Annotated in this window: 15 protein-coding genes; 11 read left to right on the plus strand and 4 right to left on the minus strand. The window is 66.4% G+C overall.

Translation table 11 applies throughout. The features are described 5' to 3' along the window. Positions 1-196: 196 nt before the first annotated feature. The gene (locus AC56LG_RS11440) at positions 197-586 is read right to left on the minus strand and encodes a response regulator transcription factor (RefSeq protein ID WP_497166221.1); all 390 of its coding nucleotides are present in this window, start codon (positions 584-586) and stop codon (positions 197-199) included. A 68-nt stretch (positions 587-654) separates the two neighbouring features. Continuing rightward, entirely contained in the window at positions 655-870 is a 216-nt protein-coding gene (locus AC56LG_RS11445; protein WP_497166222.1) for a DUF3820 family protein, read from the minus strand. Between the two features lie 60 nt (positions 871-930). Between AC56LG_RS11445 and AC56LG_RS11450 the strand changes: the two genes are divergently transcribed. The 11 genes from AC56LG_RS11450 (at position 931) to AC56LG_RS11500 (ending at position 17,818) form a co-directional block, all read left to right on the plus strand. Further along, a complete protein-coding gene (locus tag AC56LG_RS11450) occupies positions 931-1,350 on the plus strand; it encodes a DUF1810 domain-containing protein (protein WP_497166223.1) in 420 nt (139 codons plus the stop codon). Between the two features lie 105 nt (positions 1,351-1,455). Then, the gene (locus AC56LG_RS11455; RefSeq protein WP_497166224.1) at positions 1,456-3,045 is read left to right on the plus strand and encodes an NYN domain-containing protein; all 1,590 of its coding nucleotides are present in this window, start codon (positions 1,456-1,458) and stop codon (positions 3,043-3,045) included. 136 nt (positions 3,046-3,181) lie between these two features. Then, the gene (locus tag AC56LG_RS11460) at positions 3,182-3,613 is read left to right on the plus strand and encodes a hypothetical protein (RefSeq protein ID WP_497166225.1); all 432 of its coding nucleotides are present in this window, start codon (positions 3,182-3,184) and stop codon (positions 3,611-3,613) included. 215 nt (positions 3,614-3,828) lie between these two features. Then, complete coding sequence (locus AC56LG_RS11465; protein ID WP_497166226.1) at positions 3,829-5,298, plus strand: sodium:solute symporter; 1,470 nt, start codon at positions 3,829-3,831, stop codon at positions 5,296-5,298. Between the two features lie 22 nt (positions 5,299-5,320). After that, positions 5,321-7,177, plus strand: coding sequence for a signal peptide peptidase SppA (gene sppA / locus AC56LG_RS11470; RefSeq protein WP_497166227.1), 1,857 nt, complete (start codon positions 5,321-5,323; stop codon positions 7,175-7,177). 290 nt (positions 7,178-7,467) lie between these two features. After that, positions 7,468-8,829, plus strand: a complete 1,362-nt coding sequence (locus AC56LG_RS11475) for an efflux RND transporter periplasmic adaptor subunit (RefSeq protein ID WP_497166228.1) — start codon at positions 7,468-7,470, stop codon at positions 8,827-8,829. Between the two features lie 193 nt (positions 8,830-9,022). Next, positions 9,023-12,121 (plus strand): multidrug efflux RND transporter permease subunit, encoded by a 3,099-nt coding sequence (locus AC56LG_RS11480; RefSeq protein ID WP_497166229.1) that lies wholly within the window; start codon positions 9,023-9,025, stop codon positions 12,119-12,121. Continuing rightward, on the plus strand, positions 12,118-15,408 hold the full coding sequence (locus AC56LG_RS11485; RefSeq protein WP_497166230.1) for an efflux RND transporter permease subunit: 3,291 nt from the start codon (positions 12,118-12,120) through the stop codon (positions 15,406-15,408). Before AC56LG_RS11480 ends, AC56LG_RS11485 begins: the two co-directional genes overlap by 4 nt. 8 nt (positions 15,409-15,416) lie before the next feature. Further along, the gene (locus AC56LG_RS11490; protein WP_497166231.1) at positions 15,417-16,817 is read left to right on the plus strand and encodes an efflux transporter outer membrane subunit; all 1,401 of its coding nucleotides are present in this window, start codon (positions 15,417-15,419) and stop codon (positions 16,815-16,817) included. 55 nt (positions 16,818-16,872) lie between these two features. Next, entirely contained in the window at positions 16,873-17,049 is a 177-nt protein-coding gene (locus AC56LG_RS11495; RefSeq protein WP_497166232.1) for a hypothetical protein, read from the plus strand. Between the two features lie 229 nt (positions 17,050-17,278). Beyond that, positions 17,279-17,818, plus strand: a complete 540-nt coding sequence (locus tag AC56LG_RS11500; RefSeq protein WP_497166233.1) for a PEP-CTERM sorting domain-containing protein — start codon at positions 17,279-17,281, stop codon at positions 17,816-17,818. Positions 17,819-17,922: 104 nt separating this feature from the next. On the opposite strand, the gene AC56LG_RS11505 is transcribed toward AC56LG_RS11500, so the two are convergent. Both AC56LG_RS11505 and AC56LG_RS11510 read right to left on the minus strand, forming a co-directional pair. After that, positions 17,923-18,918 (minus strand): SDR family oxidoreductase, encoded by a 996-nt coding sequence (locus AC56LG_RS11505; RefSeq protein WP_497166234.1) that lies wholly within the window; start codon positions 18,916-18,918, stop codon positions 17,923-17,925. A 45-nt stretch (positions 18,919-18,963) separates the two neighbouring features. Continuing rightward, entirely contained in the window at positions 18,964-19,995 is a 1,032-nt protein-coding gene (locus tag AC56LG_RS11510; protein WP_497166235.1) for a bile acid:sodium symporter family protein, read from the minus strand. Between the last annotated feature and the right edge of the window lie 50 nt (positions 19,996-20,045).

Genomic DNA, 20,045 nt, shown 5'->3' on the forward strand with positions numbered 1-20,045 from the left:
CAACGCAGCCATGGCGATTTTTTCACATCCTCGTAGGGTGGTCGGCTCTACCGTGGACCACGATCGTCGGCTGCCTGTGCGCCGCCCACGCGTTCAGGCAGCTTTCGATCAGCCGTGCGTCGTATCGGCAGTCCGTTGAACGCGTGGGCGGCGCAATCGATACCGATGCGCAGCCATCCGGGTGGAGCCGGCCACCCTACCCACCAGTGCGCAGGTAGCGACGCACGCGCGCCAGCAGTTCCTGCGGCTGGAACGGCTTGGTGACGAAGTCGTTGGCGCCGGCGTCGAGCGCGCGCACGGTGTCGCGCTCGGTGTTTTTCGCCGTCAGCATCAGCACCGGCACCTCGCGCCAGGCCGGCGTCGCGCGGATCAGCCCGACGATCGCGAAGCCGTCGACATACGGCAGCATCACGTCGAGCAGGACCAGCGCCGGCGGCTCGGCTTGCGCGACGTGCCGGGCGGCGGCGCGGCCGTCGGCCATGTGCACGACCCGGTAGCCCTGGCGTTCGAGCATGAAGCGCAGGACCTGCGAAATATGGTCGTCGTCCTCGACGACGAGGACGGTCGGGGCGGGATCTGGTTGCATGGCTGTCCAAGTCGGTGGGCTTGGGCCGATTATAGCCAAAAGGCCGGGTAGCAACGGGGCGTTAGCACTTAACGGCTGCCCCGCAGCGGGTCGAGCAAGCCGCGCAAATCGTTATGGTCGAGTTCGTACATCAGGGCCAGCAACTCGCCCAGTTCGCCGCGCGGAAAGCCTTCGCGCGCGAACCAGCCGAGATAATGGCCGGGCAGGTCGGCAATTTTCCGGCCTTCGTACTTCCCGTAAGGCATGGCGCGCGTCAGCAGCAGTGGCAGGTGTTCGGGTTTCATCGTGGCGCCACTTTAGCAAATCCGCCGAACGATGTAGCATGAAGCGAAAGGGGAACTGCCATGGACAAGGATTTCGACCTCGACCGTTTCGTCACCGCCCAGGACCCCGTGTACTCCGATGTCCTGGCCGAGCTGCGCACGGGCCGCAAGCGCACGCACTGGATGTGGTTCGTGTTCCCGCAAATCGCCGGCCTCGGCCAGAGCGAGATGGCGCGCACCTATGCGATCGCGGACGGCGACGAAGCCGCCGCCTACCTTGCGCACCCGGTGCTCGGGCCGCGCCTGCGCGAGTGCGCGCGTCTGGTGTCGCTGCACCGGGACGTGGAGATCGGCGAGATCTTCGACGCGCCCGACGACCGCAAGTTCCATTCCTCGATGACCCTGTTCAGCGACGTCGCGCCCGACGAAGCCGTGTTCCAGACCTGCCTCGACCAGTTCTTCGACGGCCTCCCCGACGCCGCCACGCTGGCACGGCTGTAACTGCTGGCCTCACCTTCAAGCTGGACCGCACCTGCGCGTGGCGCACGAGTGGTTGTGCGTATAATCCGGCAGGTACCTGTCTCTCTCATCAGAAAATAAAAAACTATGGCTTCATCCGAAAACATCAGCATGGCGGTGTTCTGCGACTTCGAAAATGTCGCACTGGGCGTGCGCGACGCCAACTACGAAAAATTCGACATCAAGCCGGTGCTCGAGCGCCTGCTGCTCAAGGGCAGCATCGTCGTCAAGAAAGCGTATTGCGACTGGGAGCGCTACAAGGGTTTCAAATCGACGATGCACGAAGCGAACTTCGAACTGATCGAAATTCCGCACGTGCGCCAGTCGGGCAAGAATTCCGCCGACATCCGCCTCGTCGTCGATGCGCTCGACCTGTGCTACACCAAGTCGCACGTCAACACCTTCGTCATCATCAGCGGCGACTCCGACTTTTCGCCGCTGGTCTCCAAGCTGCGCGAGAATAACAAGCAAGTCATCGGCGTGGGCGTGAAGCAGTCGACCTCCGACCTGCTGGTGGCGAATTGCGACGAATTCATCTTCTACGACGACCTGGTACGCGAAGTGACGCGCGCCGCCGCCAAGCGCAAGGAAGTGCAGGAAGCGCGCAAGTCGGCCCCGCAGAACAAGCGCCCGGGCGACGACCGCCGCAAGGAAGAACTCGAAGCGCGCAAGACGCAGGCGCTGGAAATGGTGGTCGAAACCTTCGACGCGCTGGTCTCCGAACGCGGCGACACCGGCAAGATCTGGGCGTCGCTGCTGAAGGACACCCTGAAACGCCGCCGTCCCGAATTCTCCGAGGTGTATTACGGCTTCCGCACCTTCGGCAACCTGCTCGAAGAAGCGCAGGTACGCGGCCTGTTCGAATTCGGCCGTGACGAAAAATCCGGCACCTATGTCTACCGCAGCAGCGGCGCGAACGCCGCGGCGCCGGCCGAAGCGCCGACCGCCGCCGAGACCATCCTCGACGGCGCGCAGATGAGCGCCATCGCCGACACCGACGAAACGCCGGCAACGGCGGCGGCAGCGGCCGAACCGAAGGAAGAGGGCAAGGGCAAGGGCCGTACGCGCGGCGGACGTGGCCGCAAGAACACGCGCGGCGACATGCCGTTCGTGGCGGTGACGCCGGACGAGGCGGCCGAGGCAGCCGAGGTAGCGCAGTCCACCGAACAGGGCGCGGACGAGGCTGGCGAGAGCTGGCCGATGCCCGCTGCGCTGGAAGAAGTGGTGGCCGTGGTCGAACCGGCCGTGCTGGAAGCCGCGCCTGCGCCGGCAGAGGCGGCGGAAGTGGTAGAGGCGACAGAAACGGCAGAGGCGGCGCCGGCCAAGAAGGAACGCCGCCGTGCGCCGCGCAAACCGGCGGCGAAGAAGGGCGCGCCGGAAGCGGTGGCAGTGGAAGCCGCGACGCTCGAGGTCGCACCCGAGTTGCCGCAGGCCGAAGCCGAGGCGACACCGGCCGAGGTGCCGGTCGCCGAAGTCGCCGCACCGGTGGCGGCGCTGGCGCGGGAAGACGACGAATATGTCTTGCCCGACGACGTCAACGGCAATGTCGCCCCAGGCGAGCGCGGTGCCGCGCGCACCAAAGGCGGCCGCGGCGCGTCGAACCGGCCAGCGTCCGGCGCAGCACGCAAGCCGGCCGCGCGCAGCCGCCGTCCGGCCAAGCCGAAGGCAGGGCAGTAGTCAGGCAAGGGCGGTACGCAAGGGAAGCATGCACTGAGCAGCACCGGCCCTGCGGGCCGGGCCGACCTGCACCGGCAACCGGGTGCGGCGCCGGCGGTCTAACCGATGAATCACAACCGTGGTGAAAGGAGCTGTCATGCGTGCGCTGTCCAAGCTGCTGCTGTCCCTCGTCGTCGTCACACCTTTCGTCCAGGCCGCCCCGCCGGCGCCTGCGACGAACCATCCCATCCTCGGCATCTGGCGCCTGGCGCTGCCCGAACTCCACTGCGTCGAAACCTACCGCTTCCGCGGCGACGGCACCACCCTGGTGACGAGCAAGGAAGAAATCTCCGAAAGCGAATACCGCATCCCCGACCGGCCCAGCAAGAAGGGCTTCTACAAGCTCGAAGACCGCATCGTCAAGGACAACGGCAAGCAGGACTGCTCCGGCGAGATCATCAAGGTCGGCACCAAAGCCACCAACTTCCTGCGCTTCCACCCATCGGGCGCGCTGTTCCTGATGTGCAGCGACGAGACCATGGAGGCGTGCATCGGGCCGTTCGAGCGGGTGGAAGGCGAGGAAGCTTGACGATTTTGTAGGGTGGGCACTTGTGCCCAGCGGTTTCATCATTCGCACATTTGCGCCGTTGATCCCAGCCGCGGCACTGGCGTCCCGTCATATTGCGCACGTTGGGGTGCGCAACGGTACGACCGCGTGGGCTCGAGCCCACCCTACAACGGTGGCTCGCGTTCTCTTCTGGGTGTATATTGCTGGGCGCACCATCACCACCCCACAAAAAATACATGTCCCCGGTTCTCCTCTTCTGCATCCTCATCGGCTATTTCGCGCTCCTGCTCGGCGTGGCCTGGGCTACCTCCCGCAACGCCAACAACGACAGCTTCTTCATCGGTAACAAGAGCAGCAACTGGATGCTGGTCGCCTTCGGCATGGTCGGCACCACGCTCTCGGGCGCCACCTTCATCAGCGTGCCCGGCGCCGTCGGCAAGGATGCCTTCGGCTATGGCCAGATCCTGATCGGCTACGTGTTCGGCTACATCGCCGTGGCCTACATCCTGCTGCCGCTGTACTACCGCCTGAAACTGACCTCGATCTACCATTACCTCGACGTGCGCCTCGGACGGCGCGCCTACCAGAGCGGCGCCGGTTTCTTCATCGTCTCGCGCCTGCTCGGTTCGACCGCGCGGCTGTACCTGGTTGTTAATATTCTCCAGGCCATCATCCTCGACAGCCTCGGCATCCCGTTCTGGGCTACCACCCTCGTGATCCTGGCCATGATCCTGATGTACACCTACCAGGGCGGCGTGAAGACCATCGTCTGGACCGATACCCTGCAAACGACCTGCATGCTGTTCGGCCTGTTCGCCTGCGTCTGGTTCCTGCTGAACGAACTGGGCATGTCGGTGCCCGAGAGCCTGAACGCGATGCAGTCGCAAGACCTGGCGCGCATCTTCACCTGGGACTTCGACAGCCCCAACTTCTTCTGGAAGCAGTTCGTCGCCGGTATCTTCATCGTGCTGACGATGACGGGCATGGACCAGGAAATGATGCAGAAGACGATCTCGGTGAAAACCCTTGCCGACTCGCAAAAGAATCTGCTGAGCCTGACCGCGGTGCTGGTGGTGGTGCTGTCGTCGTTCCTGTTCCTGGGCGGCCTGCTGTACCTGTACGCGCCGCTGGCCGGCGTCACCGCCACCGGCGACAAGATCTTCCCGGCGGTGGTCATGGGCCACTTGCCCGCCGCGGTGCAGATCATCTTCCTGATCGCGCTGGTGTCGGCCCTGTTCCCCAGCGCCGACGGGGCGATTACCGCGCTGACGTCCACCTTCTGCATCGACATCCTCGGCATCAAGCGCCGCCCCGACCTCGACCAGGCCGGCCAGGAACGCCTGCGCCGCCACGTGCACCTCGGCTTCGCGCTGCTGTTCCTGGTGCTGGTGCTGGGTTTTAAATGGATCGACGAGCCGAGCATGATCGTCGTGATCCTCAAGCTGGCCGCCTACACCTATGGACCGCTGCTGGGCCTGTTTGCATTCGGCATGCTGACGAAGCGCACCCTGACCGACCGCCTGGTGCCTTTGGTGACGATCGGCGCGCCGCTTCTTTGCGCGATCCTTGAGTTCAATCAGCAATATTTGCTCGGCAGCTATCGGCTGGGACTTGAACTGCTGATGCTCAATGGCATACTCGTATTCGCCGGCCTGTTTGCGATTTCGCATAAAGAGGCCACGGGTAAACTTGCCGTCACCGTTTGATCTTCCCCTCATTGGAGTTCCGATGTCCTTCAAGCCTTTGACTTCCCTGCGCCGCGGTATCGGCATGTTCTGGCGCGGCCTGGACGCTACCCGCCGCTTCGTGCTCAATGCCCTGTTCCTGATCATCGTGATCGCGCTGCTGGTGGCGATGTTCGGCGGCGGCGCCAAGCCGCTCGTGTCGAAGACCGCGCTGGTGCTGGAACTGCGCGGCGACCTGGTCGAACAGCACAGCGGCGACCTGCGCGACGCCTTGCTGTCGAACGTCGGCGGCGAGACGCGCCGCATGATCGAGCTGCGCGACCTGCTGGTCGTGCTCGACGCCGCCGCCAGGGACAAGCACATCGGCAGCGTGCTGCTGATGCTCGACGAACTCGACGGCGGCGGCCTGGCCATGCTGCACGAGGTCGGCGCCGCGATCGACCGCGTCAAGGCGGCCGGCAAGCCGGTCGTCGCCTGGGGCGGCAACTTCGACCAGAAGCGCTACCTGCTCGCTTCGCACGCCAGCGAAGTCTATGTGCACCCGATGGGCATGGTCATGATCCAGGGCTTCGGCAGGCACCGCAACTATTACCGCGACGCGCTCGACAAGGTCGGCGTGACGGTCAACCTGATGAAGGTCGGTACCTTCAAGAGCGCCGCCGAACCCTTCATCAGCAATGGCCCCTCGCAAGCCTCGATCGAGGCCGACACCTACCTGTACGGCGCGCTGTGGCAGGGCTACACCGCCAGCGTCGAGAAGAACCGCAAGCTGGCGCCCGGCGCCGTGGCGAAGAGCGTCGACCAGCTGCCGCAGCTGATGGAAGCGGCCGGCGGCAGCGCGGCGCAGGTGGCGCTGAACCTGAAACTCGTCGACGGCATCAAGACCAAGGATGAAGTACGCGCAATGATGATCAAGCGCGGTGTCTACGAGGAATCGATCAAGACCTTCCGCCAGGTGTCGTTCGGCGACTACCTCGCGCGCAATCCGCAAAAAGCCTTTGGCGACGCGGTCGGGGTGGTCGTTGCCTCGGGCGAGATCGTCGACGGGCAGGGCGGCCCCGGCGTGGTCGGCGGCGTCTCGACCGCCAACATGATCCGCCGCGCGCGCGAGGACGATGACATCAAGGCGCTGGTGCTGCGCGTCGATTCGCCCGGCGGCAGCGCCTATGCTTCGGAGCTGATCCGGCGCGAACTGGAACTGACACGCGCGGCCGGCAAGCCGGTCGTGGTGTCGATGGGCGACGTCGCCGCATCGGGCGGCTACTGGATCTCGATGGCGGCCGACGAAGTCATCGCCGACCCATCGACCATCACCGGCTCGATCGGCGTGTTCGCCATCCTGCCGACCGCCGACAAGGTGGCCGACAAGCTGGGCGTGCGCACCGCCGGCGTGACCACCACCTGGCTGGCCGACGCCTACAACCCGCTGCGCCCGCTCGACCCGCGCTTCGGCCAATTGGTCCAGTCGAGCATCAACAACGTCTACCGCGAATTCACCACGCGGGCGGCGGCGGCGCGCAAGACCACGCCGGCGAAAATCGACGAAGTCGGCCAGGGCCGGGTCTGGACCGGCGCCCAAGCCAGGGAACGCGGCCTGGTCGACCGCCTCGGCAGCTACGGCGACGCGCTGCGCTCGGCCGCCAAACGCGCGAAACTGGGCGACGACTTCCGCGTCGCCTATGTCGAGCGCCCAGGTTCGACCTTCGAGCGTTTGCTGTCGGCGATCGGCGTGTCGGCGGCCCAGGCCATGACCATCCAGGTCAAGCTCGGCATGCTGCCGGACGCGATCCCGAACGCCGCCGTGGCCGGCGTGGCGAAAGACCTCGGCTGGTTGTCGGAACTGGCGGACGGCAAGAAGCCGTTTGCGGCCGTCACCCATTGCCTGTGCGAGCTGCCATGACCGTGAACAGGTAAAGCCATGTAGCGGATTTGTATCCGCTGTTACAAATTGCGCAAGCGTTCCAGCGGGCGCCGGACCCATCCGGCGCCCGTTTTTTCGTGTATTTGCGCCTTACGTCGCCCTATGGTGTAAAGCCGTGTAAAGCCCTGTCCCGCAGGCGTCCCCATGCCGCCGATCTGGCGCGGATGCTATGTACGTTACGAAACATATTCATCGCGTGTGGCGTGCTACATTCCAAGCTGATTACATTGCGCTTTTGTCAGCAAGTACGCCGAACATCAAGGATGAGCATGGATTCCACCGTTACCCCGAACAAGACCCCGAAGACCGACCCGCGCCGCAAGAAGCGCAGCAAGCGCATTGGCAGCGTGATCGCCGTGCTGGCCATGGTGGCGCTGGCGGCACTGGCCTGGCACCTGACGCACCGCACGCCGCAGGGCGCCGGTGCGGGTCCGGGTGCTGCGGGGGCACGGGGCGGTGCAGGTGCGGGTCCTGGCGGTGGCCCTAGCGCGGGCGGACCGGGCGGTCCGGGCGGCGGACGGCGCGGCGCACCGGCCACCACGGTGGGCGTGGCGACGGCCGAGCAGGTCGACATCCCGGTCACGCTCGAAGCCCTGGGCACGGTCACGCCGGCGGCGATCGCCACCGTGCGCCCGCAAGTCTCCGGTGTCCTGCAAAAGATCAACTTCACCGAAGGGCAGATCGTGCGCGCCGGCCAGGTGCTGGCGACGATCGACCCGCGCCAGTCCGAGATCGCCCTGCTGCAGGCCACCGGCCAGCGCCAGCGCGACGAAGCCCAGCTGGAAAACGCGCGCCTGCTGCTGTCGCGCTACCGCACGCTGCTGGAACAGGACTCGATCGCGCGCCAGGAAGTCGACACCCAGGCCGCGCTGGTGCGCCAGCTGGAGGCGACCGTGAAAACCGATACCGCCGCCGAGAACCTGGCGCGCCTGAACCTGAGCTATGCCCAGGTCAAGGCGCCGATCAGCGGCCGCGTCGGCCTGCGCACGGTCGACATCGGCAACCTGGTCGGTAGCGGCGACGCCAACGGCATCGCCGTGATCACCCAGTTCTCGCCGATCGACGTCGAATTCGCCGTGCCGCAGGACCAGGTGCCGGAACTGCAGGGCCGCATCGCCGAGAACGCCAGGCTGGCCGCCACCGCGCTCGACCGCACCCGCAGCACCGCGCTCGCCACCGGCCGCTTCGCCGCGCTCGACAACCAGGTCGACGTCCAGACCGGCACCGTGCGCGCCAAGGCCCGTTTCGAGAACACCGACAACAAGCTGTTCCCGAGCCAGTTCGTCAACCTGAGCCTGCAGGTGCGCACGATCGAGGATGCCGTCGTGGTGCCGGTCAACGCGCTGCGCCATGGCGCCAACGGCGATTTCGTGTACGTGCTCAATCCGCAGGAGAAGACGGTCGCGCTGCGCCAGGTGACGCGCGGGCAGGCGACCGGCGACAAGGTGCAGGTGGCCACGGGCCTGAAAGCAGGCGAGCAGGTGATCACCGAGGGCGCCGACCGCCTCAAGGATGGCGCCAGAGTGACGCTGCCGGGCGACCGGCCGCAGGGGGCAAACGGTGCGGCGGGACGCCAAGGCGCCCAGGGCGAGCGCCCACGCCGCCAGCAGCGCGAGGGAAGCACGCAATGATCGAGGTTCGTCCGCAAGGGATCGTAAGGTGGGCGGCTTTGCCGCCCACGCGTGCAACGCACCGATGCATCTCGCTTAAGCGTGCATTTGATTCTGCTTTCGTTTTGCTTCGCGACGGTTCATCCGCTGGTTGGACGCGTGGGCGGGAGACCCGCCCACCTTACGGGTCTGCCCCATACATTGAGGTATGCTCATGAGCCCTTCAGGCCCGTTCATCCGCCGCCCGGTCGCCACGGCCTTGCTGATGCTGGCCATCGTGCTGGCCGGCCTGGTCGGCTACAAGTTCCTGCCGCTGTCCGCGCTGCCGCAGGTCGACTTCCCGACCATCCAGGTGCAGACCCTGTACCCGGGCGCCAGCCCCGAAGTGATGGCGCGCACGGTCACGGCGCCGATGGAGCGCCAGTTCGGCCAGATGTCGGGCCTCTCGCGCATGAGTTCGACCAGCGCCGCCGGCGTCTCGATCGTCACCCTGCAATTCGGCCTCGGCCAGACGCTCGACGTGGCCGAGCAGGAAGTGCAGGCCGCGATCAATGCCGGCGGCTCGCTGCTGCCGGCCGATTTGCCGGCGCCGCCGGTCTACGCCAAGGTCAATCCGGCCGACGCGCCGGTGCTGACGCTGGCCATCACCTCCGACACCGTGCCCCTGACCGAAGTGCAAAACCTGGTCAACACGCGCCTGGCGCTGAAGATCAGCCAGGTCTCGGGCGTGGGCCAGGTCACGCTCTCGGGCGGGCAGCGTCCGGCGGTGCGCATCCAGGCCGATACCGAGGCGCTGGCCTCGTACGGCATGGGCCTGGACTCGCTGCGCACCGCGATCACGGCGGCGAACGCCAACAGCGCCAAGGGCAGTTTCGACGGCCCGACCCGCGCCTACGCGATCAACGCCAACGACCAGCTGGTCACCGTCGAGGACTACAAAAACCTGATCGTCGCCTACCGCAACGGCGCCCCCGTGCGCCTCGGGAACGTGGCGCAAGTGGTCGACAGCGCCGAGAACGTGCGCCTGGGCGCCTGGGCCAACATGAAGCCGGCGATCATCCTCAACGTGCAGCGCCAGCCAGGCGCGAACGTGATCGCCACCGTCGACGCCATCAAGGAACGCCTGCCCGAACTGCAGGCCGGACTGCCGGCCGCGCTGCGCCTGGACGTGCTGTCCGACCGCACCACCGGCATCCGCGCCTCGGTCGAGCACGTGCAGATCGAACTGCTGCTGGCCGTGGTGCTGGTTGTGCTGGTGATCTTCGCCTTCCTGCACAGCATCCGCGCCACCGTGATCGCCAGCCTGGCCGTGCCGATCTCGCTGATCGGCACCTTCGGCGTCATGTACCTGCTCGGCTACAGCCTGAACAACCTGTCGCTGATGGCGCTGACGATCGCCACCGGCTTCGTCGTCGACGATGCGATCGTCATGATCGAGAACATCGCGCGCTATATCGAGGAAGGGGAGAAGCCGATGGCCGCCGCCATCAAGGGCGCGGCGCAGATCGGTTTTACGATCATCTCGTTGACGGTGTCGCTGATCGCCGTGCTGATCCCGCTGCTGTTCATGGGCGACGTGGTCGGTCGCCTGTTCCGCGAGTTCGCGGTCACCCTCGCGATCACGATCCTGATTTCCGGCGTGGTGTCGCTGACGCTGGTGCCGATGATGTCGGCGCGCTGGCTGCGCAGCCACGAAGAGGAAAAGCCGGGCAAGTGGGCGAACAAGACCCAGGCGTTTTTCGACCGCGTGATCCACAAGTACGACCGCGGCCTGGACTGGGTGCTGGCGCGGCAGGGCCTGACCCTGATCGTCGCCCTGGCCACGCTGGGGCTGACGGCGCTGCTGTGGGTGGTGATCCCAAAAGGCCTGTTCCCGACCCAGGACACCGGCCAGCTGCAGGCGCGCGTGGAAGCGCGCCAGGCCATCTCGTACGAACGCATGGCCGAGATGCAGCAGGCGGCGGCGAAAGCCATCCTGCAGGACCCGGCCGTGGAGTCGCTGGCCTCGAACGTCGGCGTCGATGCCGCCAACAACACCATGCTCCACACCGGCACCATGCTGATCAACCTGAAGCGCGACCGCGACGGCGACCCCGACGAGATCATGACGCGCCTGAAGCGCCGCGTCGCCGGCGTGGCCGGCTTGAGCCTGTACCTGCAGCCGACCCAGGACCTGACCATCGACGCGGAGAGTGGCCCGACCCAGTACCGCGTCTCGCTCGAAGGGGCGGACAACGCCACCGTGATCGAATGGGCGCGCAAGCTGGTCGCGCGCATGGCCGAGCAAAAGCAGCTGAGAAACGTCACGACCGACGCCGGCGCGGTCGGCGCCGCCGCCGTGGTCCACATCGATCGCGACACCGCCTCGCGCCTGGGGATCACCGCTTCCAGCATCGACGACGCGCTCTACAGCGCCTTCGGCCAGCGCATCGTCTCGACCATCTTCACCGAAACCAACCAGTACCGCGTGATCCTCGAAGCGCAACAGGACGAAGCGATGTCGCTGCAGGCGCTGGGCCGCCTGCAGCTGCGCACCAGCTCGGGCGAGCCGACGCCGCTGTCGGCGGTGGCGACCATCCGCGAAGAGCAGGCGCCGCTGCAGGTGACCCACGTGGCGCAATACCCGGCCACGACCATCGGCTTCGACACCGCCAACGGCGCCTCGCTCGGCCAGGCGGTCGATGCGATCCGCGCCGCCGCCGCCGACATCAAGCTGCCGGCCGCCGTGACCCTGAGCTTCCTCGGCGCCTCGGGCGCTTACGAAAACTCGCTGTCGAACCAGCTGTGGCTGATCCTGGCCGCCGTGGTCTGCGTCTACATCGTGCTCGGTGTGCTGTACGAGAGCTACATCCACCCGCTGACGATTCTCTCGACCTTGCCCTCGGCCGGCGTCGGTGCGCTGCTGGCGCTGTGGGTGACGGGACAAGGACTGGGCGTGATCGGCATCATCGGCATCATCCTGCTGATCGGCATCGTCAAGAAGAACGCGATCATGATGATCGACTTCGCGATCGAGGCCGAGCGCGACCAGGGCATGACGCCACTGGATGCGATCCGCCAGGCGGCGCTGCTGCGCTTCCGCCCGATCCTGATGACGACGCTGGCGGCGCTGTTCGCGGCGGTCCCGCTGATGTTCGGCTGGGGCGAGGGCGCGGAGCTGCGCCGGCCATTGGGCCTGGCGATCTTCGGCGGCCTGATCCTGTCGCAGCTGCTGACATTATTTACGACGCCGGTGATCTATTTAGCTTTTGATCGTGTTTCGCGCCGCTGGAGCGGCAAGGCGCCGGCCAAGCCGCGTGAGGTTGGCGCATGAACCTGTCGAAGCCCTTTGTCCAGCGCCCGATCGCGACCGTCCTCCTGACGCTCGGGCTGGCGCTGGCCGGCATCGGCGCCTTTTTCGTGCTGCCGGTGTCGCCGCTGCCACAGGTCGACTACCCGACGATTTCGGTGTCGGCTTCCTTGCCGGGCGCGAGCCCCGAGACCATGGCCAGCAGCGTCGCCACGCCGCTCGAGCGGCGGCTGGGCGTGATCGCCGGCGTCAACGAAATGACCTCGAACTCGGGCAACGGCTCGACCCGCGTCAGCCTGCAGTTCGACCTGAACCGCAAGATCGACTCGGCCGCGCGCGAAGTGCAGGCCGCGATCAATGCCGCCCGTGCCGACCTGCCGTCCACCCTGCGCAGCAACCCGACCTACCGCAAGGCCAATCCGTCCGACCAGCCGGTGATCATCCTGGCGCTCACCTCGCAGACGCGCAGCCCCGGCCAGATCTACGACGCGGTGTCGAACATCGTCCAGCAGCGCGTGGCCCAGGTGCCCGGCGTGGGCGAAGTCGAGATCGGCGGCGGCTCGCTGCCGGCGGTGCGCGTCGAGCTGCTGCCGTACGCCCTGAACCGCTACGGCGTCTCGGCCGAAGACGTGCGCGCCGCCATCCAGTCGAGCAACCCGAACCGCCCGAAAGGCGCGCTGGAAGCGAACGGCAACCGCCTGCAGATCTATTCGCAGGCCGACACGCCGACCAATGGCCGCACCGCCGCCGACTACCGCGACCTGGTCGTGGCCTGGCGCGGCGGCGCCGCGATCCGCCTGCAGGACGTGGCGCAAGTCATCGACGGCCCGGAAAACATCAATACCCTGGGCCTGTTCAACGGCGAACCGGCCGTGATCGTGCTGATCACGCGCCAGCCGTCGGCCAACGTGATCGAAACGGTGGACGGCGTGCGCGCGCTGCTGCCGGCGCTGCAGGCGCAACTGCCCGGCGACGTCAAGCTGCAGGTGGCGTCGGACCGTACCAACTCGATCCGCTCATCGCTGCACGAGATCGAATTCACGCTGATGCTCTCGATCCTGCTGGTGGTGCTGGTGGTGAGCGTGTTCCTGCGCAGCGTGCGCGCCACCATCATCCCGGCGGTGGCCACCGTGGTCTCGCTGCTGGGCACCTTTGGCGTCATGTACATGCTGGGCTTCAGCCTGAACAACCTGTCGCTGATGGCGCTGACGGTCGCCACCGGCTTCGTCGTCGACGACGCCATCGTGGTGCTGGAAAACACGGCGCGCCATATCGAAGCCGGCATGGACCGCATGCAGGCGGCGCTGGTCGGCGCGCGCGAAGTGGGCTTTACCGTGCTCTCGATCAGCCTGTCGCTGGTGGCGGTGTTCATCCCGCTCCTGTTCATGGGCGGGCAGGTGGGGCGCCTGTTCCGCGAGTTCGCGGTGACCTTGTCGGCAGCCGTGATGATTTCGCTGGTGATTTCGCTGACCACCACGCCGATGATGTGCGCCTGGCTGCTCAAGAAGGGCCATACCATCGAACGCGCGCCGGGGCGCCTTGCGCGCTGGTCCGAGGCCGGTTTCAACCGCCTGCTGCGCGTCTACGAACGCTCGCTCGACTGGGCGCTGGGCAGCATGGCGCTGGTGATGGTGATCCTGGTGTTCGTGGTCGGCCTGAACGTCTACCTGTTCTCGGCGGCGCCGAAAGGCTTCTTCCCGCAGCAGGACACGGGCCAGATCAGCGGCGGCATCCGCGCCGACCAGAGCATCTCGTTCCAGGCGATGCAGGCCAAGATGAAGCAGCTGGTCAACATCATCAAGCGCGATCCGGCCGTGAATACGGTGGTCGGCTTCACCGGCGGCGGGCGTGCCGGCGGCGGCTTCATGTTCATCGACCTCAAACCCGCCTCCGAGCGCACCGACAAAGGCCAGGCCGTGATCGCGCGCCTGCGCCCGCAACTGGCGCGCGTGACCGGGGTTTCGCTGTTCCTGAACCCGGTGCAGGATTTGCGGATGGGCGGGCGCTCCAGTAATTCGACCTACCAGTACACGCTCAAGAGCGACAACGCCGAAGACCTGAAGGCCTGGGCCGCCAGGCTGGCCGACGCCATGAAGCGCCAGCCGCAGCTGGTCGACGTCGATACCGACCAGGCCGAGAACGGCGTCGAGATGTTCGTCACCATCGACAAGGACAGCGCCGCGCGCCTGGGCATCAACACGCGCGACGTCGACAATGCGCTGTACAACAACTTCGGCCAGCGCCAGGTATCGAAGATCTACGATGAGTTGAACCAGTACAGCGTGATCATGGGCGTGGCGCAGCAGTATGCGCAATCGCCCGAAGCGCTGAAGGACGTGTACGTGCCGGCGCGGCCGACCAGTGGCACTGCGCCGGCATCGTCCACGCCGGTCGCCGCCAGCACCACCGGTGGCGCAACGAGCGGCACCACCACCGCGGCCGGCACGCCCACGCCGGCCTCGAACCTGACCGCCACGCGCGACGCTTCCAGCGGTTCGGCGCTGTCGAACAGCGTCACCACCATGGTGCCCTTGTCGGCGATCGCCAGCTTCGCCGAAAGCTCGACCCCGACCTCGGTCAACCACCAGGACGGCGAACTGGCGACGACGGTGTCGTTCAACCTGGCCGAAGGCGCCAACCTGGACGACGGCAAGGCGGCGGTGAAGCAGGCCGAAGCCGACATCGCCATGCCGTCCAACGTGCGCGGCAGCTTCCAGGGCACGGCGCGCGCGGCCGAGGAATCGAACAAGGAGCAACCGCTCCTGATCCTGGCGGCGATCGTCGTCATCTACCTGGTGCTCGGCATCCTCTACGAAAGCCTGGTGCACCCGATCACGGTGCTCTCGACCTTGCCGTCGGCCGGCGTCGGCGCCGTGCTGGCGCTCCTGATGTTCGACATGGAGTTCTCGATCATCGCGCTCATTGGCGTGTTCCTCCTGATCGGCATCGTCAAGAAGAACGCGATCCTGATCATCGACTTCGCGCTCGACCTCGAACGCGCGAAAGGCGTGTCGGCGTTGGTGGCGGTGCGCGAAGCGTGTTTGCTGCGCTTCCGCCCCATCCTGATGACGACGCTGGCCGCCGCACTCGGCGCGCTGCCGCTGGCGATCGGCTTCGGCGAAGGCTCGGAATTGCGCCGGCCGCTGGGCATCGCCATCATCGGCGGCCTGATCGCCAGCCAGCTGCTCACACTGCTCACCACGCCGGTGGTTTACGTCCTGCTCGACAAGCTGCGCCGCAAGAAGCCCGACGAGCACATGCTGGCGCGCCATCCGATCGAGGGCGAGGCGATTCCTTCCATTTCGAAATGAGATTCTGTATGCGACAAGACACGACGTTCCGACTGACTTTGCTGGCACTGGCCTTGAGTTTGGCCGGCTGCGCCGTCGGCCCCGCCTACGTACGCCCCGAAGCGCCGCAATCGGCCACCTTCAAGGAGCTCGACGGCTGGGTGCCGGCGGCGCCCGCCGATGCGCTCGAGCGCGGGCCCTGGTGGCAGCTGTTCGGCGATCCGCTGCTCGACCAGCTCGCAGCCGGCGTCGAAGTCTCGAACCAGAACGTGGCGATCGCGGTCGCCAACTATGCGCAGGCGCGCGCCGCCGTCGCCCAGCAGCGCGCGGCCCTGTTCCCGACGGTGTCCCTCAACCTGTCGGGCGACCGTTCCGGGGTGCGTTCGCAAGGCGCCGACAACAGCTATCGCCTGAACCTGGGCGGCAGCTGGGAGCCGGACGTCTGGGGCCGCCTGCGTGCGGGCGTCGCCAGCGCCCAGGCCGGGCTGGAGGCGAGCGCCGCCGACCTGGCCAGCGCGCGCCTGTCGAGCCAGGGCGAACTGGCCTCGAACTATTTCACGATCCGCGCGCTCGACGCCCAGAGCGCACTGCTTAGCCGCACGATCGCCGGCTACGAGCGCGAGCTGCAGATCACGCAGAACCGCTTCAACGTCGGCATCGCCGCCCGCACCGACGTGCTGCAGGCACAAACGCAACTGGCCAGCGCGCGCAGCGACGCCTTGACGCTGGCGCGCCAGCGCGCCCAGTTCGAACATGCGATCGCGATCCTGGTCGGCAAGGCGCCGGGCGAATTCACGCTCGCCGCCAGTCCGGAGTGGCGCGTGACGGTGCCCGACGTGCCGGTCGGCGTACCGGCGACGCTGCTGCAGCGCCGCCCCGACATCGCCGCCGCCGAGCGCGACGTCGCCGCCGCCAACGCCGAGATCGGCATCGCGCGCGCGGCCTATTTCCCGAACATCGGCTTGTCCGGTTCGCTCGGTTCCGGCGGCAGCCGCGTGGGCGATCTGTTCTCGGTCTCGAACGCGGCCTGGTCGTTCGGCCTGTCGGCGGCGCAGTCGGTCTTCAACGCCGGCGCCATCCGCGCCAGCGTCGCCGGCGCCGAGGCGCGCCAGCAGGCGGCGGTCGCGCGCTACCGCCAGACGGTATTGAATGCCTTTGCCGACGTCGAAGACCAGCTGGCCGCCACCCGCGTACTGGCCCAGCAGCAGGAGTTGCGGCGCCAGGCATCGGAAGCGGCCGACCTGGTCGAGCAGCAGATCATGAACCGTTACCGCGCCGGACAGGTCGGTTATACCGAGGTGGTGCAGGCCCAGGTCACGGCGCTGAACGCGCGCCGTTCGCTGGTGCAGGTGCAGAGCGACCGCCAGACGGTCGCCGTCGCGCTGATCCAGTCGCTTGGCGGCGGCTGGCAGGCGGGCGCCGCGCCTTGAAGTATCGGGCCCGGCCCCAAACTCCAGTGTTCAACAACTCAGCGTCGGGCCCGTCATGTTCTTCTTCCGTCATCCGCAACCCATCATCGATGGCCGCGCCGTCGCCGTGCAGGTGGTGCAGCAAAAAGCCACGCAGGCAGTGTCGCGCACGGTGCTGATCGTGGAGAAAGCGCCTGAAGCAGCCGGACCGACTGCCGCGCCGGCGCTGCATGAGCAGCATCCGTCGGCATGATCGATGGCATGTCTAGACGAATGCTGTCGGAAAATCTTACGAAAAGATAACATTTTTGTACGGAAAATATGTAAGTAATTGTTTCTAAAGGTAAGTTTCTAACAGGCACGGTTCCTGCTAACTAGTGATCTTGCGAGGTTTGTAACCGCGTCGGGGAGTAGTTGAAGCAGGTTCCCTTAACTTTAGAAACGGTCGGTCAACGACCAATTACCTGGACAGGAACAATTCGATGAAGCTGATGAAAAGTTTGAAAAGTGCCGCTGCCATTGCCTTGCTGTTTTCGGCAGGCGTCGCCAGTGCTGCTACGTACCAGTTCAACCTCACCGGCGATTACACCGCCAGCTGGCAGCTCAATTCCACCGTCACGCCGGATGCCGCTGGCGAAGGTGAAGGCTTTATCCTGTGGGATGTCGAGGGTAATTTCCCAGGCTCGCTGTTCAACGTCGCCGACCTGACGTTCTACAATGCCGACATCGGCGGCGGCATGGAAATCTATGATTTCTATGGCGACACCTATCTGGTGGTGACCGACGGCACCCAGCTGTACACCGGTAGCGAAGAGAGCCCGACCTTCCGTCTCGGCACCTTCAACCTGACCGAATACCTGGGCTCGGGCGCCTACACCCTGACCGTGACCGACCTCGACGCCGGTCCTGGGACCGACCCTGATCCGGACCCAGTCGACGTGCCTGAACCGGCAACCGCCGCCATGCTGCTCAGTGGCCTGGGCATGCTGTACGCTTCGCGCAAGCGTCGCCAGGGTAAATAAGGTTTGGCCCCAGCCGGTGTTCGCATCGGCTGGGGAAGTGGCTTGCTCCATCCCTCCGCGCCGGTTTCCACGGGCGCACAGTCAATCGACACCCCCGCAAAGATTCAATAAGACCCTTCGCGCCGCCGCAGCAACTGCCAGCCAATCACGCCGAGCGCCAGGCCGGCGCCGACCACCAGTGCGGTATTCGATTGCGGCTGCGTTTTTTGTTGACCGCTGTGGATGCCGCTGGCGCCATCTTGTGGCGCGTATAGCGCACCGACCGTGTTGCCGGTGCGGTCGGCCCGTTTCGACCAGGCGTCGAGGAAGCGGCCCATCAGCATTGCCGGCAGGGGTGCGGCCAGTTCGCTGAGCTTCATCAGCGCCGCCGGCGCGCCGATCACGGTCGTGGCGTGCGGTTGCCGGGCCAGGGCGACGACGGCGTCGGCCACCTTTTCGGGCGCCAGCGTGCCCGGTGGGTAGGACAGTTTCGCGCCCGTGTAATTCGCCGCGTGGCGAAAGCCCGGCGTGTCGACGAAGGTCGGATAGACGTCGCAGACATGAATGTCCGGATGCGCCTGCAGTTCGGTGCGCAGGGCGTCGCTGAAGCCGCGCAGGCCGAACTTGCTGGCCGCATAGGCGGCGGAATAGGGCGCGGGCACGAAGCCGCCGACGGAAATCATGTTGACCCAGATGCCGTGGCCCTGGCGCATGAACACCGGCAGCACGGCGTGCGCCTCATGCATGTGGCTGAGCAGGTTGGCTTCGATCACGCGCCGGTGATCTTCGAGCGGCACCTCGTCGTACTTGCCGACCACGCCGATGCCGACGTCGCTGAACCACAGGTCGATCCCGCCCAGGATCTCCTGTGCTTCGGTGGCGAGGGTGCCGACGGCGGCGGCGTCGGTCACGTCGACGACGCGCACGTCGGCGCTGCCGCCGGCGTCGCGGCACCGGCGCGCGACGTCGTCGAGTCCTTCCTGGCCGCGCGCGGCGAGCACCAGCATGGCGCCGGTCCGGGCGAAAGCGATCGCGGTGGCGGCGCCGATGCCGCTGGAGGCGCCGGTGATGACGACGCGGGTAGCGCTGGCAGGTGTGGTGGAAGGTGTGGTGGGATTCATCGTGCTTGCCTTGTGAGTTGTCGGTTCATGCAAGCCCATGTTGCCCTAATTACTGCGTTCGAGGGCGCACGCCTCGACCTGTTCCTCGCGCCGCGCCCAGCGCTGCGCCAGCACCGCGCACACCATCAGCTGGATCTGGTGGAACAGCATCAGCGGCAGGATGATCATGCCCAGCGCCGACGGCGCAAACAGCACCTTTGCCATCGGCACGCCGCTGGCCAGGCTTTTCTTCGAACCGCAGAACACGATCGTGATTTCGTCTTCCTTCGAGAAGCCGAGGCGGCGGCTGGTCCAGGCGGCCAGGCCCAGGGCAATCGCCAGCATCAGGCAGGACAAGCCGATCAGCGCGGCCAGCGTGGCGCCCGAGATGTGCTGCCACAGGCCTTCGGTGACCGACTCGCTGAACGCCGTGTACACCACCAGCAGGATCGAGCCCTGGTCGACATAGCGCAGCACCGGCTTGTGGCGGTCGATGAAGGCGCCGATCCACGGTCGCAGCAGCTGGCCGGCGATAAAAGGGAGCAGCAACTGCTCGACGATCTTCCAGATCTGCGCCAGGCCCGTGCCGCCGGCGCCTTCGGCACCTTGCAGCACGAAGGCGCTCACCAGCACCGGCGTCAGGAAGATACCGAGGAAATTCGAGGCCGAGGCACTGCAGACGGCGGCGGCCACGTTCCCGCGCGCCAGCGCCGTGAAGGCGATCGAGGATTGCACGGTGGAGGGCAGCACGCACAGGAACAGGATGCCCATCGTCAGTTCCGGCGTCAGCACCATCAGCGCCAGCGGTTCGATGGCCAGGCCCATGAGCGGGAACATGACGAAGGTGCAGGCCAGCACCAGCAGGTGCAATCGCCAGTGGGTCAGTCCCGCCACCAGCGCTTCGCGCGACAGTTTGGCGCCGTGCAGGAAGAACAGCAGGCCGATCGCCACCGTGGTGACGTCGCCGAGGACGACGGCGGCTTGGCCGCTGGCCGGCAGCAGGCTGGCCAGCAGCACCATCCCCATCAGGCCGATGGTAAAGGCGTCCAGCGCGAGGCGGCGCAGGAGCGTGGAGAAGGAAGAGGCGATGCGTCCCATAGTGTTTATCCGGCGGCGAAACGGCCATTCTAGCCTGAGCCTGAGGGATG

The organism is Telluria sp. ZB2R32, from assembly GCF_059685715.1.

What these genes read in the sequence shown, in the direction of transcription:
- AC56LG_RS11465 (WP_497166226.1), top strand. Translation starts at nt 3,829, where the DNA reads ATGTCCCCGGTTCTCCTCTTCTGCATCCTCATCGGCTATTTCGCGCTC.
- AC56LG_RS11475 (WP_497166228.1), top strand. Translation starts at nt 7,468, where the DNA reads ATGGATTCCACCGTTACCCCGAACAAGACCCCGAAGACCGACCCGCGC.
- AC56LG_RS11495 (WP_497166232.1), top strand. Translation starts at nt 16,873, where the DNA reads ATGTTCTTCTTCCGTCATCCGCAACCCATCATCGATGGCCGCGCCGTC.
- AC56LG_RS11505 (WP_497166234.1), bottom strand. Translation starts at nt 18,918, where the DNA reads ATGAATCCCACCACACCTTCCACCACACCTGCCAGCGCTACCCGCGTC.
- AC56LG_RS11450 (WP_497166223.1), top strand. Translation starts at nt 931, where the DNA reads ATGGACAAGGATTTCGACCTCGACCGTTTCGTCACCGCCCAGGACCCC.
- AC56LG_RS11490 (WP_497166231.1), top strand. Translation starts at nt 15,417, where the DNA reads ATGCGACAAGACACGACGTTCCGACTGACTTTGCTGGCACTGGCCTTG.
- AC56LG_RS11500 (WP_497166233.1), top strand. Translation starts at nt 17,279, where the DNA reads ATGAAGCTGATGAAAAGTTTGAAAAGTGCCGCTGCCATTGCCTTGCTG.
- AC56LG_RS11460 (WP_497166225.1), top strand. Translation starts at nt 3,182, where the DNA reads ATGCGTGCGCTGTCCAAGCTGCTGCTGTCCCTCGTCGTCGTCACACCT.
- AC56LG_RS11440 (WP_497166221.1), bottom strand. Translation starts at nt 586, where the DNA reads ATGCAACCAGATCCCGCCCCGACCGTCCTCGTCGTCGAGGACGACGAC.
- AC56LG_RS11510 (WP_497166235.1), bottom strand. Translation starts at nt 19,995, where the DNA reads ATGGGACGCATCGCCTCTTCCTTCTCCACGCTCCTGCGCCGCCTCGCG.
- AC56LG_RS11485 (WP_497166230.1), top strand. Translation starts at nt 12,118, where the DNA reads ATGAACCTGTCGAAGCCCTTTGTCCAGCGCCCGATCGCGACCGTCCTC.
- AC56LG_RS11445 (WP_497166222.1), bottom strand. Translation starts at nt 870, where the DNA reads ATGAAACCCGAACACCTGCCACTGCTGCTGACGCGCGCCATGCCTTAC.
- AC56LG_RS11480 (WP_497166229.1), top strand. Translation starts at nt 9,023, where the DNA reads ATGAGCCCTTCAGGCCCGTTCATCCGCCGCCCGGTCGCCACGGCCTTG.
- sppA (WP_497166227.1), top strand. Translation starts at nt 5,321, where the DNA reads ATGTCCTTCAAGCCTTTGACTTCCCTGCGCCGCGGTATCGGCATGTTC.
- AC56LG_RS11455 (WP_497166224.1), top strand. Translation starts at nt 1,456, where the DNA reads ATGGCTTCATCCGAAAACATCAGCATGGCGGTGTTCTGCGACTTCGAA.